Genomic DNA, 17,987 nt, shown 5'->3' with positions numbered 1-17,987 from the left:
CCGACTTTTCCAACGTTATACAAGAACGCTTCCGCTGCGCTTCCCATGGCGCTTCCCGCTGTGACGGGCGGCGCGAGCGTCTCCTTCGGCGCAGGTTCAGGCGTGGACAATTTCCGTTACGGAAAGGGTGAGCATGAGCCCAGGCAGACTCCGAATACCCTTCCTCGGCCGACTCGCTGCGTTGCTGCCACTGCTGCTGGGGGCCGCGTTGCTGGTCCCGGCCCAAGTGAGTGCCGCACCCGCCGCGGCGTCCCCTCCCTCCGCCGAGGCCGCCGACCTCGGCCTGCGAGGTGACTACTACCGGATGTCCAGCAGGACGGCGCTGGACTTCGCGTCGTACACCGGCACCCGGATCGACAACTCCCTCTACGTCGACGACCTGCTGCCCACGCTGCGCGCCTACGCCGGGACCACGGACAACGTCGCGGTGCGCTGGACGGGTCGGCTCCAGGTACCCGTGGACGGCGTCTACACCTTCTACATCAAGGGCGACAACGGCTTCCGGATGTCCCTCGACGGGGCCAGTGTGATCGACCACTGGACCACCGACTGGGACGTCCAGACCACCTCCGAGGCGATCACCCTGACGGCCGGTCTGCACGACCTGGCGGTCGACTACAACCAGGGCAACGGCGGTGCCTACCTGCACACCGAGTGGTCGGGGCCGGGCTTCTCCCGGCAGCCGGTCCCCGACTCGGCGCTGCACCTGCCGGCCGGCTTCGCCCCCGCCGACGCCAAGGGCACCGTCGCCACGACCGGGCGGACCGCCACGATCGAACTGCCCTCCGCCGTCGAGGCCGTTCCGGCCGACGCGGCCAAGCACCTCGCGGTGGTCTCCGGAGGCGCCCTCTGGTCCCCCACCGTGGCCAGGGATCCCAACAACGCCTCCAGGCTCCTGGTCACCCCCGGCAAGGACGACACCCCCGTCGCACTCCACGCCGACGTGCGGATCAGCTACGACGGCAAGGGCGGCATCACCACCGCCGACGGCGAACTCGGGCCCTTCTCCGTGGTGGCGCAGAACAACTCCACCTGGTACTTCGCCACCAAGTGGGCCAAGGACGTCTCCGCCGACAACGCCCTGCCCGAGTACCCGCGGCCGCAGCTGACCCGCAAGAACTGGCAGAACCTCAACGGCACCTGGCAGTTCCAGGCCACCGAGCAGGACGCCGCGCTGCCCACCGGGAAGCTCACCGGGAAGATCCTGGTGCCGTACCCGATGGAGTCGGCCCTGTCCGGCGTCGCCAAACACCACGACTGGTCGCTGTACCAGCGCACCTTCACCGTGCCGAACGGCTGGAAGGTGGGATCGGGCAACCGGCTGCGGCTGAACTTCGGCGCGGTCGACCACGAAGCCTGGGTCTATGTCAACGGCAGGCAGGTCGCCCACCACACCGGCGGCTACGAGGAGTTCGGCGCCGACGTCACCGACGCGCTCAGCGGACGCGGGCAGCAGACCCTGCTGGTGAAGGTCAAGGACACCACGAACGACAAGTACGCCCTCGGCAAGCAGTCCACCAACCCGAGCGGCATCTGGTACACTCCGAGCTCCGGCATCTGGCAGACCGTCTGGATGGAGCCCGTTGCCGCGGCGAGCGTCGACTCACTGGTGCTCACCCCGGACCTGTCGGACAACTCGCTCTCCGTCACCGTGCGCCCGGCCGCCGGGACCGCCCCGACGGCGAAGGTCACCGCCACCGCCTACGCCGGCGACAAGCCCGTGGGATCGGTCACCGGCCGGGCCGGTACCGCGCTGCGCATCCCGATCAGCAAGCCGCGCCTGTGGAGCCCGGACGACCCGTACCTGTACGACCTCAAGGTGACGCTTGACGGCGGACGTGCCGGAGAGGACGAGGTCGGCTCCTACTTCGGTATGCGGTCGATCAAGGTCGCCCCGGTCGGCGGCGTCAACAAGATCGTGCTCAACGGGAAGCCCACCTTCGTGATGGCCACCCTGGACCAGGGGTTCTGGCCGGACGGTCTGTACACCGCGCCGACCGACGAGGCCCTGAAGTACGACCTGGTGGAGCACAAGAAGCTCGGCTTCAACGCGGTGCGCAAGCACATCAAGGTGGAGCCCGCCCGCTGGTACTACTGGGCCGACCGGCTCGGTCTGATGGTGTGGCAGGACATGCCGAGCCGTATGACGGCGGCGGCCGGCACACCGGAGACCCAGACCTTCATCGACCAGGTGCACACCATCGTCGACCAGCACATCAGCAGCCCGTCGATCGTCATGTGGACCATGATGAACGAGGGCTGGGGCGAATGGAGCAAGGCCGCCACCGGTGAACTCGCGGACGCGGTCAAGAAGCAGGACCCGTCCCGTCTCGTGGATGCCCACTCCGGAGTCAACTGCTGTGCCTCCAAGGGTGATTCGGGTCGAGGCGACATCATCGACTTCCACGACTACCACGGTCCGGCGAACCCCGCCCCCGACGCCACCCGGGCATCCGTCGACGGGGAGCACGGCGGCTACTCGTACCTCGTTCCGGGCCACATCCTGGGGACCGCCGGCGGTCAGGACTACGGCGACGCCGCCACCAGCACCGAGGAGTTGACCAAGGCATACGTGGAGAACACCAGGAAGCTGATCCAGCGCGCCTCCTGCGGGCTCTCCGGCTCGGTCTACACCCAGGTCACAGACGTGGAGGGCGAGCTCAACGGCCTGCTCACCTACGACCGCAAGGTGGTCAAGGTGCTCCCCGACCAGGTGCGGGAGATCAACCAGCAGGTCATCGCGGCGGGCTCCGCCGCGGGCGGGGTGAACGTCCCGCCGGGCACCCCGGGACCGGCCGGAGTGTCCTGGTGGCCGCTGCACCAGCAGTCCGGCACGGTCGCCCCGGACGTCGCCGGCGGACACGACGGCACCCTCAAGGGCGGCGCGACCTGGACCTCCGGGCCGAACGGCGGCGCGCTGCAACTGGATGGCAAAACCGGTTACGTCGACGCCGGCGCGCCCGTCCTGGACACCGAGAAGGGCGACTACTCGGTGGCCGCCTGGGTCCGGCTGGACGACAAGGGGCACTTCAGCACCGCGGTGTCCATCGACGGCGACAGGAGCAGCGTCTTCTACCTGCAGTACTCCCAGGCCGACAAGCGGTTCGCGTTCAGCTTCTCCGGCGCCCGGGCGCTGGCGAACAGCATCGGTGAGCCGCAGGCCGGCAAGTGGTACCACCTGGTCGGCAGCTACAGCCACCGGGACGGGGCGCTGCGGATCTACGTGGACGGCACCGAGGCGGGCTCCACCCGCGCCTGCAACGGAGAGGTGCCCACCGGGAACCTGGTGATCGGCCGCGGCAAGTACAACGGCGGCCCGGTCGACCACTGGACCGGCGCGATCGCCGACGTCCACGCCTACGACCGCGCCCTGAGCGGGGCCGAGGCGGCCTCGCTGGCAGCGCACGAACCCACCGCACCCACCACGCGGTGACGACGGCGGGAGGCCCCCGGTCCACCCCGGGGGCCTCCCGGTCCCCCCTGCCCCTGACCTAACCCGCTGCCCCTGCCCCTGCCCCTGCCCCTGCCCCTGCCCCTGCCCCTGCCCCTGCCCCTGCCCCTGCCGAGAAACGTGCGCGACGCCGTATTCCCACCGTGCGGCGCCCCTTCGGTGCCCCCTTCGGCGATCCGGACGACGTCGTCGACCTCGCCGTGACACAGCAGTCGCCCCACCACGCAAGGAGTGCAACGACCATGACCAGCCCTCGCAGATCCCGTCTCGTGGCCGCCGTCTGCCTCGCTGCCGCCGCGGCCCTCGCCGCCGGCTGCTCCAAGGAGGAGGGCAGCGGCACGGCCTCCTCCGACACCAGCCAGGGCGCCCAGGTGGTGCAGTCGCCGTCCGCCGACTCCTCGGGATCGGGCTGCACCCTGGAGGCCTACGGCGCCACCAAGGTCGACCTGAAGAACGCGGTCGTCGGCTTCTCGCAGTCCGAGAAGGAGGCCAACCCCTTCCGGATCGCCGAGACCCAGTCCATCAAGGACGAGGCCGCCAAACTGGGCATCAAGAAGTTGCTCACCACCAACGCCCAGTCCCAGCTGTCCAAGCAGATCAGCGACATCAAGGACATGCTGGCCCAGGGCGCCCAACTGCTGATCGTGGCGCCGCTGAACTCCGACGGCCTGGAACCGGCGCTCCAGGCCGCCGCGGCCAAGCACGTGCCCGTGATCACCGTCGACCGCAAGCTCAACGCCACCGCCTGCAAGGACTATGTGGCCTTCCTCGGCTCGGACTTCGTCGAGCAGGGCAAGCGGGCGGCGGACGCGATGATCCAGGTGACCGGCGGCAAGGGGAAGGTCGCGATCCTGCTGGGCTCGTCCGGGAACAACGTCACCACCGACCGCACCAAGGGCTTCGTCGACCAGATCAAGGCCAAGGCCCCGGGCCTCGAGATCGTGGCCCAGCAGACCGGCGAGTTCGCCCGCGACAAGGGCCAGCAGGTGATGGAGCAGCTGATCCAGTCCAAGCCGGACATCACCGCCGTGTACGCGGAGAACGACGAGATGGGCCTGGGCGCCGTCACCGCCCTCAAGGGAGCCGGCAAGAAGCCCGGCAAGGACGTCAAGATCATCTCCATCGACGGCACCCGCAACGCGGTGCAGGCCCTGGCCGACGGCCAGTACAACGGGGTGATCGAGTCCAACCCCCGGTTCGGCCCGCTGGCCTTCGAGACCGCGCAGAAGTTCTTCGCCGGCGAGTCCATCCCGGAGAACGTGATCATCTCCGACCGCGCCTACGACGCGTCCAACGCCAAGGACTCCCTGTCCGGAGCCTACTGAGACGCCCTCGGGCCACCCGGGCCGCCCCGGACCGGGCGGCCCGCTCCCCGCTGACCGACCGACGGAAGGCCTGACCCCCATGGCACCCCCCGAAGCGGCTGTCGCCGCACCGCACCCGGACGCGGACGGCGCCGCGCCACCGACGGTGCTGGAAGCCGTCGGCGTCGGCAAACGCTTCGCCGGCGTGGTGGCGCTCGACGACGTCTCCCTGACGCTGCGCCGCGGTGAGATCCACGCCCTGGTCGGCGAGAACGGCGCCGGCAAGTCCACGCTGATCAAGGTGCTCACCGGCGTGCACCGCCCCGACACCGGGGAGCTGCGCCTGGGCGGGCAGCCGGTCTCGTTCGCCCGGCCGCACGAAGCGCAACAGGCCGGCGTCTCGACCATCTACCAGGAGGTCAACCTCGTCCCGATGATGAGCGTGGCGCGGAACATCTTCCTGGGCCGCGAGCCCAAGAACCGCCTGCGCCTGATCGACTTCCCCCGGATGCACCGGGAGGCGGCCGAACTACTGGCCGGCTTCGGAGTCACGGCCGATGTGCGCCGCCCCCTGAACACTCTGGGCGTGGGCACCCAGCAGATGGTGGCACTGGCACGGGCCGTCTCGGTGCGGGCCCGGGTGGTGGTGATGGACGAGCCGACCTCCGCGCTGGAGCCGCGCGAGGTGGAGACGCTCTTCCGGGTCATCGAGGAGCTGCACAGCCGGGACATCGCCATCCTCTACGTCAGCCACCGGATGGATGAGCTGTACCGCATCTGTGACCGGGTCACCGTGCTCCGCGACGGGCGGCTGGTGCACACCGGCGCCCTCGCGGATCTGGACCGGATGCAGTTGGTCTCGATGATGCTCGGCCGGGAGGTCGCCGAGGTCCGCCGGCACGGCGTCACCGGCTTCGGCGCCGCTCACGACGCCGCCCGTGAACCGGTGCTCACCGCCGAGAAGCTGAGCCGCCGTCATCTGCTCGACGAGGTGTCCCTGGAGTTGCGTCCGGGGGAGGTTCTGGGGCTGGGCGGCCTGCTGGGTTCCGGACGTACCGAGACCGCGAAGGCCCTCGTCGGTGCGCTGCCGCTGGACTCCGGCACGGTCTCGGTGGCGGGCAGACCGCTGCGCCGCCTCTCTCCCGCCGCGGCGATCCGGGCCGGCATCAGCCTGCTCTCCGAGGACCGCAAGGCCGAGGGGATCGTGCCGGGCCTGTCGGTGCGGGAGAACATCGTCCTGGCCGCCATGCCCCGCCTCTCCCGTGCCGGTGTCGTCTCCCGCAGGCAGCAGGACCGCATCGTCGAGATCTTCATGAAGCGGCTGCGGATCAAGGCGGCCGGCCCCGAGCAGAAGGTCGAGGAGCTCTCCGGCGGCAATCAGCAGAAGGTGCTGCTGGCCCGCTGGCTCTGCCTGGAGCCCAGAGTGCTGCTGCTGGACGAGCCCACCCGCGGGATCGACGTCGGCGCCAAGGCCGAGGTGCAGGCCCTCATCGACGAACTGGCGCAGGAGGGGCTGGCGGTGCTGCTGATCTCCTCCGACGTCGAGGAGCTGGTGGAGGGCGCGGACCGGCTGGTGGTGCTGCGCGGCGGCGCGGTGGCCGGTGAGCTGGCCGGCGACCTGGTCAGCGAGCCCGAACTGCTGGACATGCTGGCCGCGCACACGCCCGAGCCCGCTGCCGAGGCGCCGCCCGCAGCGTCACAAACAGCGCCGCACACCCCGCCGCACACGGACAAGGAGCAGGGATGACCCAGTTGTCGCCGGCACTGGGACGGAGCGCGGTGCGGCTCGCCGCACCGGCCTGGTTCCAGAAGTACGGCGTCTACACGGCGGTGTTGGTGCTGCTCGCCTTCAACGCCGCGTTCACCGAGCACTTCCTGACCGTCGCCAATCTGCGGACCCAGCTGGTGCAGGTCTCCCCGGTCGTCATCGTGGCGCTCGGCATGGCGCTGGTCATCGGCACCGAGGGCGTGGATCTGTCGGTGGGGTCCACGATGGCGCTGGCCGCCGCGCTGCTGCCGCTCTACCTCGGCTACGGTCTGGTTCCGGCGCTGCTCGTGGCGCTGGTGGCCGGGGTCGTCGTGGGCACGGTCAACGGCACCCTGGTCGCGGTGGTGGGCCTGCAACCCATCGTGGCCACTCTGGCCCTGTTCGTCGGAGGCCGGGGACTGGCCCTGGTGACGGCGGACGGGCAGCTCAAGCAGATCGTCAACCCGGACCTGCTGGCGCTCGGCAGCGGTGAGGTGCTGGGCATCCCCGTGGTGGTACTGACCGCGGGCGTCCTGGCACTGGCGGTGGCCGGTGTCGTGCACCGCACCACCTTCGGCCGGCAACTGGTCGCGGTGGGCGGCAACCGGGCCGCCGCCGGACTCGCCGGCCTGCCGGTCAAGCGGGTCCTGATCGGCGTCTACGTGCTGTGCGGCGTCCTCGCGGCGCTCGCCGGCGTGCTGGCCACCGCCCGGCTGACCGCCAGCGACCCCTCCGCGCTCGGCAACCTCATGGAGCTGTCCGCGATCACCGCGGTGGTGGTCGGCGGCACGCCGCTGACCGGCGGCTCGGTACGGGTGCTGGGCACCGTCACCGGCGCGCTGCTGATGCAGCTGCTGCGGGCCACCCTGGTCAAGCACGATCTGCCGGACTCCACCGCGCAGATCGCCCAGGCCGCCATCATCCTCGTCGCCGTCTACGTCGCCCGGGAGCGCAGGTCCCGATGAAGTCACTCACCACCCCCCGGCAACTGTCGGCCGCCCTCCGCCCGACGGCGGCGTCCCCCTCCCCCACCGCCGGCCAGGAGCGGATCACGTCGCTCCTCCAACGGCACGGCGCCCTCGCCGTCCTGGTGGCGGTCGTCCTCGTCTCCTCGTTCGTCTTCCCGTCCTTCGGCACACTCGACAACGTCCAGAACATCGCCGTACAGGCGTCCTTCATCGCCGTCGTCGCCCTGGGCATGACGCTGGTGATCATCACCGGCGGCATCGACCTCTCGGTCGGATCGGTGTTCGCGCTCGGCGGCGTGCTGGCCGCCTGGGCCTCGCAGTACGGTCTCTGGGCCGCGCTGCTGCTGCCGCTGGCCGTCTGCGGGGCGATCGGCACACTCAACGGGCTGCTGATCGCACGGGCCGGCATGGCCCCCTTCATCGTCACCCTGGCCACCCTGCTGGGGGCCCGCGGCCTGCTGCTCGCCCTCACCGACGAGGGCGCCACCACCTACCTGGTGCCGCGGGGCTCGGCCTTCGCCGAACTCGGCCAGGGGACGGTGGGCGGCTTCGGGTATCCGGTGCTCATCGCGCTGGCCCTGTTCGCCGCGGGCGGGACGGTGTTGCAGCGCACCTCGTTCGGCCAGTCGCTGTTCGCGGTGGGCGGCAGCGCCGACGCCGCGACCCTGATGGGGCTGCCGGTGGCCCGCACCCGGGTCCTGGTCTACATGCTCAGCGGGCTGCTCGCGGGGTTCGCCGGCGCGCTCAACGCCGCCCGGCTCTCCTCCGGAGTGACGATCATCGGCGTGGGCATGGAGCTGGACGCCATCGCCGCGGTGGTCATCGGCGGCACCCTGCTGATCGGCGGAGCCGGCTCGGTGAGCGGCACCCTCTGGGGAGTGCTGCTGCTCGCGGTCATCCAGAATCTGATCAACCAGATAGGCTCGCTCAATTCGTCCTACCAGTCCGTGGTCAGCGGCGGCTTCCTCATCGTGGTGGTCGTGGCCCAGCGGTACCTAGCGCGGGCACGCCGCACCTGATGACAGACGCCGTGCCGCAGGACCGTCGCAGTCCTGCGCTCGGCCCGACAAGGAGGGAACGCCGTGGGCGTCAGCCTCAAAGACGTGGCGCTGCGAGCGGGAGTGTCCATCAAGACCGTCTCGAACGTCGTCAACGACTATCCGCACGTCACCCCGGCCATGCGGGCCCGGGTGCAACAGGCGATCGACGAACTCGGCTACCGCCCCAATCTCACCGCGCGCCACCTGCGCAAGGGCCGCACCGGGATCATCGCGCTGGCCGTTCCCGAACTCGGCAACCCGTACTTCGCCGAACTGGCCAGCGCGGTCATCGACGCCGCGGCCCGCCACCACTACACCGTGCTCCTCGACCACACCGCCGGCATGCGGGAGAAGGAGATGCTCGTCTGCCAGGGGTTCCGGACCCATGTGATCGACGGCCTGATCCTCTCCCCGATCGAGCTGGAGAACCAGGACCTGCGCGGCCGCACCGACACATCGCCGCTGGTGCTGCTCGGCGAGCGGGAGTACGACGCCCCCTACGACCACATCGCGATCGACAACGTGGCCGCGGCGCGCAGCGCGGTCCGCCACCTGGTGGGGATGGGGCGGCAGCGGATCGCCTTCCTCGGCGCGCGGGCCGAGAGCGCACGGCAGCCCGCCCACCTGCGCCTCCAGGGGTGGCGGGAGGAGCTGGCCGCGTCCGGGCTGCCGCACGACGACTCGCTGGTCGCCCCCACCGACGGCTACGGCCGGGCGGACGGCGCGCAGGCCATGACCGCCCTGCTGGACCGCGGAGTGCGGCCCGACGCGGTCTTCGCCTACAACGACCTCCAGGCGATCGGCGCCATGAGGGTGCTCGGCGAGCGCGGGCTGCGCATCCCGCAGGACGTCGCGGTGGTGGGGTTCGACGACATCGAGGAGGGCCGCTTCGGGGCGATCACGCTGACCACCGTCTCCCCCGACAAGCAGGCCATCGCCCGGCAGGCCGTCGGCTGCGTCATCTCGCGGCTGACCGGCTCCGCCGACGGCGAGCCGCGCCGGCTGCGACCGGGCCACGACCTGGTGGTACGCGAGTCCACCCTGGGCCGCCACCGCTGAACCGGCCCGCCACCCCCCTTCCCGAGGACCTCCATGCCCCGACCCGCCCTGCGCTGCTCCCCCTTCGGCACCACGCCCGACGGCACTCCGGTGGAACGCTGGCACCTCGACTCCGGCTGCGGCGTGCGCGCCGAGGTGCTCACCTACGGCGGCATCCTGCACGCCCTGGAGGTGCCGGACCGCAACGGAGTCGCACGCTCGGTCGTCCTGTCCCTGACCGGCACCGAGGACTACGCCGGCCCGAGCCCGTACCTGGGGGCCCTGGTGGGACGGTACGCCAACCGGATCGCCGACGGCCGCTTCACCCTGGACGGCCGGGCGCACCAGGTGCCGCTGAACGACCGGGGCCACGCCCTGCACGGCGGCCCGGACGGCTTCGACCGGCGGAACTGGACAGCATCGCCCGTGCTGGGCGACGACCGCGCGGGGGTACGCCTCACGCTGCGCAGCCCCGACGGCGACATGGGCTTCCCCGGAACACTGGACGTCACAGCCACCTATGTCCTCGACACCCGAGGAACGCTGGCGCTGGACTACCGGGCCGTCACCGACCGGCCGACCGTCGTCAACCTCACCAACCACGCCTACTTCAACCTGTCGGATGCCGGCACGGTGACCGACCACACGCTCCTGCTGGACGCGGACCGCTACCTGCCGCTGTCCGACGAAGGCATCCCGTACGGGCCCAGCGCGGCGACGGCCGGCACCCCCTTCGACTTCACCCGCGCGCACCGCATCGGCGCCCGCCTGCACGACCCCGACCCGCAACTGCGGGCGGCGGGCGGCTACGACCACTGCTGGGTGCTGCGCCCACCCTCGGACGGGTCGGCCCTGCGGCGTGCGGCCCGGCTGGAGGATCCAGGCAGCGGGCGGGCCATGGAGGTCTGGACCACCGAACCGGGCCTCCAGGTGTACACCGGCAACCAGCTCGACGGAACGCTCAAGGACGCGACGGGCCGCCGCCACGAGCGGCACGCGGCCGTCTGCCTGGAGACCCAGCACCTGCCCGACTCGCCGAACCACCCGGAGTACCCGAGCACGGTGCTGCGCCCGGGCTCCGCCCTGACCAGCCGCACCGAGTACCGCCTCGTCCCGGGCGGCACCCTGGAGGAAGAGAGGGAGTGACGGCGGGAGAGGAGGCGTGATGCGAACCAGCGACGAGATCTATCACCAGGTCCGCTGGGACCCGCGGTTCGACCCGTCCCGGTTCGTGCTGGGGATCAGCCTGCGCGGAGACGGCGTCGAACGCGTCCCGCTGTCTTCCTTCGTGCCCGGCGGCGACATCCCGTGGCACCGGGTGGTGTTCATCGAGGCGGACGGCGAGGTGGTCTGGGACCGGTCCACGGGCGTGGACCGCGTCGACGCGTCGGGCGCCGGCCGGGTACGGGCCCCGCGAGCGGACCCGGGCTTCGACGCGACCTCCGGCAGCGGCGAGCCCGTCGGTGCCCTCGACGTGTCCCCGACGGCCCGTACGGCGGTGGCCTGGATCCCGCCCGCGGAGCTGTGGCCGGCGGTCCAGGACATCCGCCGGGATTACGATCCGCAGATCCACCGGTGGCCGCCGCACGTCAATGTGCTCTACGGCTTCGTACCGGAGTCCGACTTCGAGCGGGCGGCCCCGCTGCTCGCCGCGGCGACGGCCGCGACGCCGGTCTTCACCGCCCGGCTGGAGGGGGTGCGCACCTTCCGGCACAGGGCGTACTTCACCGTGTGGCTCGACCCGACGGCAGCCGGCGAGACGCCGTGGGCGGACCTGCACCGGGCACTGAGCCGGCGGTTCCCGCGCTGCCGTGGGCCCGCCAAGGACTTCACCCCGCATCTGTCCCTGGGCCGGACCCGGGATCCCCGGCAAGTCACCGCCGACTGCGCCACCCGGCTGGACCCCATGACGGCGACGGTCTGGGAACTCGTCCTGCTCTCCCGCAGGGGCGACGGACCGATGCGCCCCCGGGCCACGCTCGCCCTGCGCACGGGCGAACTCCGCCGACTGCCCACCCCCGCCCCCGAAGCACCGGGCCCGGAGGACACGGCATGGCTCTCCACGATCACCGACAGGTGAGGCGACTTGTGGCCGATCCCGCGCGACACCTGGTGACAAGCGCCACCCGATGAGCCCAACCTGGCAAGACCACCTCGACCCACCGCAGGCCGCGGCCCCTACCGGGCCTGTTCCCGAAGCTCGCTCGCCGGACGCGTAGGGCCCAGCCCTCCGGAGGTCGTCCGTTCCGCCCGTCGCCCGTGGCCTGACGAGGGGCGGAACGGCGACGTCAACCCTGCCCGGTGAGGTGCTTCCTGAGGGAGGCGATGACCGCGGGGGCCTCCGCCGTCAGGTAGAAGTGGCCGCCGGGGTAGACCTGAAGGTCGAAGTCGCCGGTGGTGTGGCCGCGCCAGGCCTCGGCCTCGACCATCGTTGTCTTGGGGTCGCTGTCGCCGGTGAGGACGGTGATCGGGGCGCGGACGGTGACGTCGGAGGCGCACCGATAGGTCTCGATCGCCTCGTAGTCGCTGCGGATGGCGGGGAGGATCATGCGCAGGATCTCCTCGTCGCCGAGCAGCGCGGTGTCGGTGCCGGCGAGGAGCTTCAGCTCCCGCACGATGCCCTCGTCGGAGAGGCGGTGCACCTTCTCGTCGCGGACGGTCGACGGCGCGCGTCGCCCGGACGCGAACAACCGCACGAGCTCACCGCCGTCGGCCTCCAGCCGCCGGGCCACCTCGAACGCCAGGGTGGCGCCCATGCTGTGCCCGAAGAACGTGGTCGGCCGCGCCTTGAGGGCGGGGCCGAGAGCGTCGTAGAGCTGGTCGGCGAGGGTGGCGATGTCCGTGGGCGACACTTCCTTGCGCCGGTCCTGCCGTCCCGGGTACTGCACCGCGAAGACCTCGGCCACGGAGGACAGTTGGGCGGACACGGGGAAGTAGAAGGACGCCGAGCCGCCCGCGTGCGGGTAGCAGTAGAGCTGGGTGGAGCGGGAGGGGGCCGGGTGGAAGCTCCGGGCCCACAGGCTCTCCTCGGTGGACGTACGGGTTGTCACGCTTTCCTGGACCTTTCGTGAGCGCCGGCATGGTGCCGGCGGTGTGGCATGCGGCGGGTTTCGGCGGTACGGGGCGGAGCCGCGGCGGGTCCCCGCGGGCCGCCGGGGCGGCCCGCGGGGCGGGTCAGTTCAGGCCGAGTTCGTCGTCGAGGAGCGCGAACATGTCCTCGTCGGACGCCCCGTCCAGGTCGTCCTTCGAGGAGTCCTCGTCGGGCATGTCCGTGCGGCCCAGCTCGGCCCACTTGGTCCTGAGGACCTCGATCCGGCCGGTCACCCGACGGTGCTCGTCCGCGTCGTCGAGGCTGAGTCCGGCGATCGCCTTCTCCAGCGCGTCGAGTGCCGAGAGCACCGAACCGGCGCCCGCCCGGTCGTCGGTGACGAGCCGTCCGCGCAGGTGCCGTACGACATCGACCGTCGTCGGGTAGTCGAACAGCAGCGTGGCGGGCAGCCGCAGACCGGTGGCCGCGTTGAGCCGGTTCCGGAACTCGACCGCGGTCAGCGAGTCGAAGCCCAGTTCCTGGAACTGACGGTCCGAGCCGATCGCCGAGCCGTCCCGGTGTCCGAGCACCGCCGCCGCCTGTCCGCGCACGAGCTTGAGCAGCATCTCCTCCTGCTCCTGCGTGCCCAGTCCGGCGAGCTGCCGGGTGAGCGTGCCCGCGGACGGCACCGCGCTCCGGGCCGCGGCCCGCCGCGCGGGCACCCGGATCAGGCCGCGCAGCAGCGCGGACACGTCACCGCGGGCCCGCAGTACGGCGAGGTCCAGCCGGACCGGCAGCGCCAGCGCCCGGTCGCCCGCGACCACCGCGTCGAACAGGGCGCGGCCCTGCTCGACCGTCAGCGGCGGCATCCCGGAACGCGCCAGGCGGTCGGCCTCGGCGTCGGAGAGGGTGCCCGTCATGCCGCTGTCCTGCTCCCACGGGCCCCACGCGAGGGACACGCCGGGCAGCCCGTCGGCGCGGCGCCGCGCCATCAGGGCGTCCAGGAACGTGTTGGCCGCGGCGTAGTTGCCCTGACCGGCACCGCCGAACACACCGGCCACGGACGAGTAGACGACGAACGCGTCCAGGTCCAGACCGCGGGTCGCCTCGTGCAGGTGCCACACCGCGTCCGCCTTGGGCCGCAGCACCGTGGCGAGGCGGTCCGGCGTCAGCGAGCCGACCACACCGTCGTCGAGGACACCGGCCGTATGGACGACCGCCGACAGCGGACGGTCCTGCGGTGCCGCCGCGACAAGGGCGGCCACGGCCTCCCGGTCGGCGACGTCGCACGCCCGCACGGTGACCTCGGCGCCCAGTTCCTCCAGTTCGGCGACGAGCTTGCTCGCGCCGTCCGCCTCGAGGCCGCTGCGGCTGGCGAGGAGGAGGCTCCGTACGCCGTGCGTGGCCACCAGGTGCCGGGCGAGGAGCCGGCCGAGGCCGCCGGTGCCGCCGGTGACCAGGACGGTCCCGGTGGTCCGGAACGTGCGGGACGTGCCGTCCGCCGCGTTACCGGAAGCGGGCTCCGGCTGTGCGGTGCCGGTGTCGAGCCGGGCGAGGCGCGCGGCCACGATCTCGGTGCCGCGCAGCGCGAGCTGCGGTTCCTCGGCGCCGGCCGTCAGGGCCTCGACGAGCCGGGCGGACGGGTCCGCCGCGGCCGGATCGAGGTCGAGCAGGCCGAAGCAGCCGGGGTTCTCCGTCTGCGCCGACCGCACCAGGCCCCAGACCGCGGAGGCCGCGAGGTCCGCGGTCCCGCCGTCGTCCACGGCGACCGCGCCGCGGGTGACGAACACCAGCCGCGAGGCCGCGAGCGCCTCCTCGCCGGGCCACTGCTGCAGGAGCGCGAGCACCCGGGCGGTGACCTCCCGGACCGCGCTGGGCAGGTCGTCCCCGCCGGCCGGGGCTCCGGCGACCGGGACGAGCACCATGTCCGGTACGGCGGCGTCGGGCGAGGCCGGCAGCGCGGTGAGGTCGGCCGCCGTGCCGACCGTGAGGCCGGTGCCGGTGAGGGCGTCGGTGAGGCCGAAGGGGTCGTCCCCGACGACCGCGACCGACGCGGGCTGAGCGGCCCCGGTGTCGGCCAACGTCATCCAGTCGACGCCGAACAGCGTGTTCTGGTCGTCGCCCGCGGACTTCAGCTGGTCACCGGTGACCGTGCGGGTGAGGAGCCGGTCGACGGTGACCACCGGCGCACCGGCCGGGTCCACCGCGTTCACCGAGAGCGCGGCCTCGCCCGCGGGGGCCAGCCGCACCCGCAGCGCCGAGGCGCCGGAGGCGTGCAGCGCGACCCCCTCCCACGAGAACGGCAGGGCGCCTCCTCCGTCGCCCTCCTCGCCGCCGGTGGCGGCCAGCATGGTGGCGTGCAGCGCGGAGTCGAGGAGCGCCGGATGCAGACCGAACTCGGCCGCCTCGCCGGTGACTTCCTCGGGCAGCGCGACCTCGGCGAAGAGTTCCTCGCCGCGGCGCCACACCGCGCGCAGCCGCTGGAAGAGCGGTCCGTACGCGAATCCTGCCTCGGCGAACGCCTGGTAGCAGTCCTCGGTGTCGAGCGGCTCGGCGTCCCGCGGCGGCCAGACCTCGGTGTCGAAGCCCTGGTCCGGTGGGGTGGTAGCGCCGGGTGCCAGGACACCGGCCGCGTGCTGTGCCCACGCCGACTCGTCGGCGCCTTCGGGGCGCGAGTACACCCCGACCACACGCCGGCCTGAGTCGTCCGGGACGGCGACGGCGACCTGGACCTGGAGCGCGCCCCGCTCGGGCAGGACCAGCGGCGCGGCGAGGGTCAGTTCCTCGACCCGGTCGCAGCCGACCTCGTCGCCCGCGCGGACCGCCATCTCCAGCAGGGCCGTGCCCGGCAGCAGGACGGTGCCCATGACGGCATGGTCGGCCAGCCACGGGTGCGAGGTCAGCGACAGGCGGCCCGTGAACAACACGCCCTGCCCTGCGGCGAGTTCGACGGCGGCGCCCAGCAGCGGGTGCTCGGCTGAGCCGAGCCCGGCAGCCCGGACGTCACCGGTGGCGGCGGCCCGGCTGGTCGGCCAGAACCACCGGTGCTGGAAGGCGTACGTGGGCAGGTTCACCCGGCGGGCACCGGTACCGGCCAGCAGGTCCTGCCAGCCTCCCCCGATCCCCCGCGTGTACAGCCCGGCCCGGCCCAGCAGGGCAGTCGTCTCCTCGTCACGGTCCTTGCGCAGCAGCGGGATAGTGACGGTCTCGTCGCCGGTCAGCGACTCCTGCGCCATCGCGGAGAGGACCCCGTCCGGGCCCAGCTCCAGGAACGTGGTCACACCCCGTTCCTCGAGCGTGCCCACCCCGTCGGCGAAGCGGACCGCCTCACGGACATGGCGCACCCAGTACTCGGGCGAGCACAACTCCTCGGCCGTGGCCAGGGAACCCGTCAGGTTCGACACCACCGGGATCACCGGGGTGGCGTACGACAACTCCTCGGCCACCGCCCGGAATTCCTTGAGCATCGGGTCCATCAGGGGCGAGTGGAAGGCGTGGGACACCCGCAGCCGGGTGGTCTTGCGGCCGTCCGCCTCGAATCGCGCGGCCAGCTCCAGTACGGCGCCTTCGACGCCCGAAACGACCACGGACGTAGGTCCGTTGAGTGCGGCGATCGACACCTCATCGGTCAGGTACGGGACGACCTCGTCCTCGGTGGCCTGGACGGCCACCATCGCGCCTCCGGCCGGCAGCGCCTGCATCAGACGACCACGAGCAGCCACCAGGCGGGCCGCGTCCTCCAGGGTGAACACCCCGGCGACGTGCGCCGCGGCGATCTCACCGATGGAGTGACCGGCCACGAAGTCCGGCCTCACACCCCACGACTCCACCAGCCGGTAGAGGGCCACCTCAACAGCGAACAGAGCGGGCTGAGTCCACCCCGTCTCGTTCAACAGACCAGCGTCCTCACCCCACATCACCTCCCGCAGCGAACCACCCAACTCGCCATCCAGGACGGCGAGAAAGGCATCCAGAGCCTCAGCGAACACCGGGAACCGGCCATACAACTCACGACCCATCCCCAACCGCTGCGAACCCTGACCCGAGAACAAAGCCGCCGAGCGACCGGCCGCCACCATGCCCGACATCGCCGCCGGATCGGTCGTGCCCGCCGCCAGGGCGGTGAGGGCGCGGACCGTCTCCTCGGGCTCACCGGCGAGCACCACCGCGCGGTGGGCGAACAGCGAGCGGGTGACGAGCAGGGAGTGGGCCACGTCGACCGGACGCGGTGCCGGCTCTTCGGTGACCGCGGCGAGCAGGCGGGCGGCCTGGTCGCGCAGCGCCTCCGGCGTCTTGCCGGACAGCACCCACGGCACCACCGAGGGCTCCACCACATCCGACTCCGGTGCCGAAGCGGCGACCACCGTGCCCTGGATCACCTTCGCGGGCTGCTCCAGGATCACGTGGGCGTTCGTACCGCTGATGCCGAAGGACGACACACCCGCACGGCGCACGTGCTCCGTCTCGGGCCACGCGGTCTGCTCGGTGAGCAGTTCGACCGCGCCCTCGGTCCAGTCGACGTGCGAGGACGGCGCGTCGACATGCAGGGTGCGCGGGAGCACACCGTGTCGCATCGCCATGACCATCTTGATGACACCGGCGACACCGGCCGCCGCCTGCGTGTGACCGATGTTGGACTTCACCGAACCCAGCAGCAGCGGCTGCTCCGGGTCACGGTCACGGCCGTAGGTCGCCAGCAGCGCCTGCGCCTCGATCGGGTCACCCAGCGTCGTACCCGTACCGTGCGCCTCGACGACATCCACGTCACCGGCCGACAGCCCGCCACTGGCCAGCGCCTGGCGGATGACGCGCTGCTGCGAGGGACCATTCGGAGCCGTCAGACCGTTGGACGCGCCGTCCTGGTTGACGGCGGAACCGCGGACGACCGCGAGGATCTCGTGACCGTTGCGGATCGCGTCCGACTGCCGCTCAAGCACCAGCATGCCGACACCCTCGGACCAGCCGACACCGTCCGCCGCGTCCGAGAACGCCTTGCACCGGCCGTCGGGCGACAGACCCCGCTGCCGCGCGAAGTCCACGAACACGGCGGGCGTCGACATCACGGTCACACCACCGGCCAGGGCGAGCGAGATCTCCCCCGACCGCAGGGCCTGCATCGCCCAGTGCATCGCCACCAGCGACGACGAGCACGCCGTGTCCACCGTGACCGCCGGACCCTCCAGGCCCAGCGTGTAGGAGACGCGGCCCGAGGCGAGACTCGGTGAACTGCCGCTGCCCTGGAAGCCCTCGAACTCCGGGCTGCCCAGCATCGCGCTGTAGTCGCTGTACATCACACCGGCGAACACACCGGTCGCACTGCCCCGCAGACCGACCGGATCGATACCCGCCCGCTCGATCGCCTCCCACGACGCCTCCAGCAGCAACCGCTGCTGCGAATCCGTCGCCAGCGC

Annotated in this window: 10 protein-coding genes; 8 read left to right on the top strand and 2 right to left on the bottom strand. The window is 72.0% G+C overall.

The window, feature by feature from the left end:
- The first annotated feature begins 133 nt into the window (after positions 1-133).
- The 8 genes from ACWEK3_RS03265 to ACWEK3_RS03230 all read left to right on the top strand — a co-directional run bounded on the left by ACWEK3_RS03265 (position 134) and on the right by ACWEK3_RS03230 (position 11,628).
- The gene (locus tag ACWEK3_RS03265; RefSeq protein ID WP_453248782.1) at positions 134-3,433 is read left to right on the top strand and encodes a LamG-like jellyroll fold domain-containing protein; all 3,300 of its coding nucleotides are present in this window, start codon (positions 134-136) and stop codon (positions 3,431-3,433) included.
- A gap of 260 nt (positions 3,434-3,693) precedes the next feature.
- Complete coding sequence (locus tag ACWEK3_RS03260; RefSeq protein WP_453248781.1) at positions 3,694-4,776, top strand: ABC transporter substrate-binding protein; 1,083 nt, start codon at positions 3,694-3,696, stop codon at positions 4,774-4,776.
- A 79-nt stretch (positions 4,777-4,855) separates the two neighbouring features.
- On the top strand, positions 4,856-6,502 hold the full coding sequence (locus ACWEK3_RS03255; protein WP_450543670.1) for a sugar ABC transporter ATP-binding protein: 1,647 nt from the start codon (positions 4,856-4,858) through the stop codon (positions 6,500-6,502).
- Positions 6,499-7,467 carry an ABC transporter permease gene (locus tag ACWEK3_RS03250; protein ID WP_450543672.1) on the top strand — a complete coding sequence of 323 codons (969 nt, stop codon included), beginning with the start codon at positions 6,499-6,501 and terminating at the stop codon, positions 7,465-7,467. Before ACWEK3_RS03255 ends, ACWEK3_RS03250 begins: the two co-directional genes overlap by 4 nt.
- Complete coding sequence (locus tag ACWEK3_RS03245) at positions 7,464-8,489, top strand: ABC transporter permease (RefSeq protein WP_450543674.1); 1,026 nt, start codon at positions 7,464-7,466, stop codon at positions 8,487-8,489. Before ACWEK3_RS03250 ends, ACWEK3_RS03245 begins: the two co-directional genes overlap by 4 nt.
- A 63-nt stretch (positions 8,490-8,552) precedes the next feature.
- The gene (locus ACWEK3_RS03240; RefSeq protein WP_384440626.1) at positions 8,553-9,569 is read left to right on the top strand and encodes a LacI family DNA-binding transcriptional regulator; all 1,017 of its coding nucleotides are present in this window, start codon (positions 8,553-8,555) and stop codon (positions 9,567-9,569) included.
- Positions 9,570-9,602: 33 nt separating this feature from the next.
- Positions 9,603-10,694, top strand: a complete 1,092-nt coding sequence (locus ACWEK3_RS03235) for an aldose epimerase family protein (RefSeq protein ID WP_453248780.1) — start codon at positions 9,603-9,605, stop codon at positions 10,692-10,694.
- 19 nt (positions 10,695-10,713) lie between these two features.
- Positions 10,714-11,628, top strand: a complete 915-nt coding sequence (locus ACWEK3_RS03230; protein ID WP_450543679.1) for an RNA repair domain-containing protein — start codon at positions 10,714-10,716, stop codon at positions 11,626-11,628.
- A gap of 208 nt (positions 11,629-11,836) precedes the next feature.
- On the opposite strand, the gene ACWEK3_RS03225 is transcribed toward ACWEK3_RS03230, so the two are convergent.
- Positions 11,837-12,598 (bottom strand): thioesterase II family protein, encoded by a 762-nt coding sequence (locus tag ACWEK3_RS03225; protein ID WP_450543681.1) that lies wholly within the window; start codon positions 12,596-12,598, stop codon positions 11,837-11,839.
- Between the two features lie 124 nt (positions 12,599-12,722).
- On the bottom strand, positions 12,723-17,987 hold a 5,265-nt coding region (locus ACWEK3_RS03220; protein WP_453248779.1), incomplete at its 5' end, for a type I polyketide synthase.

It is taken from the genome of Streptomyces sp. NPDC004721 (genome assembly GCF_053601495.1).
This window is presented reverse-complemented; position numbering and strand designations above follow the sequence as displayed.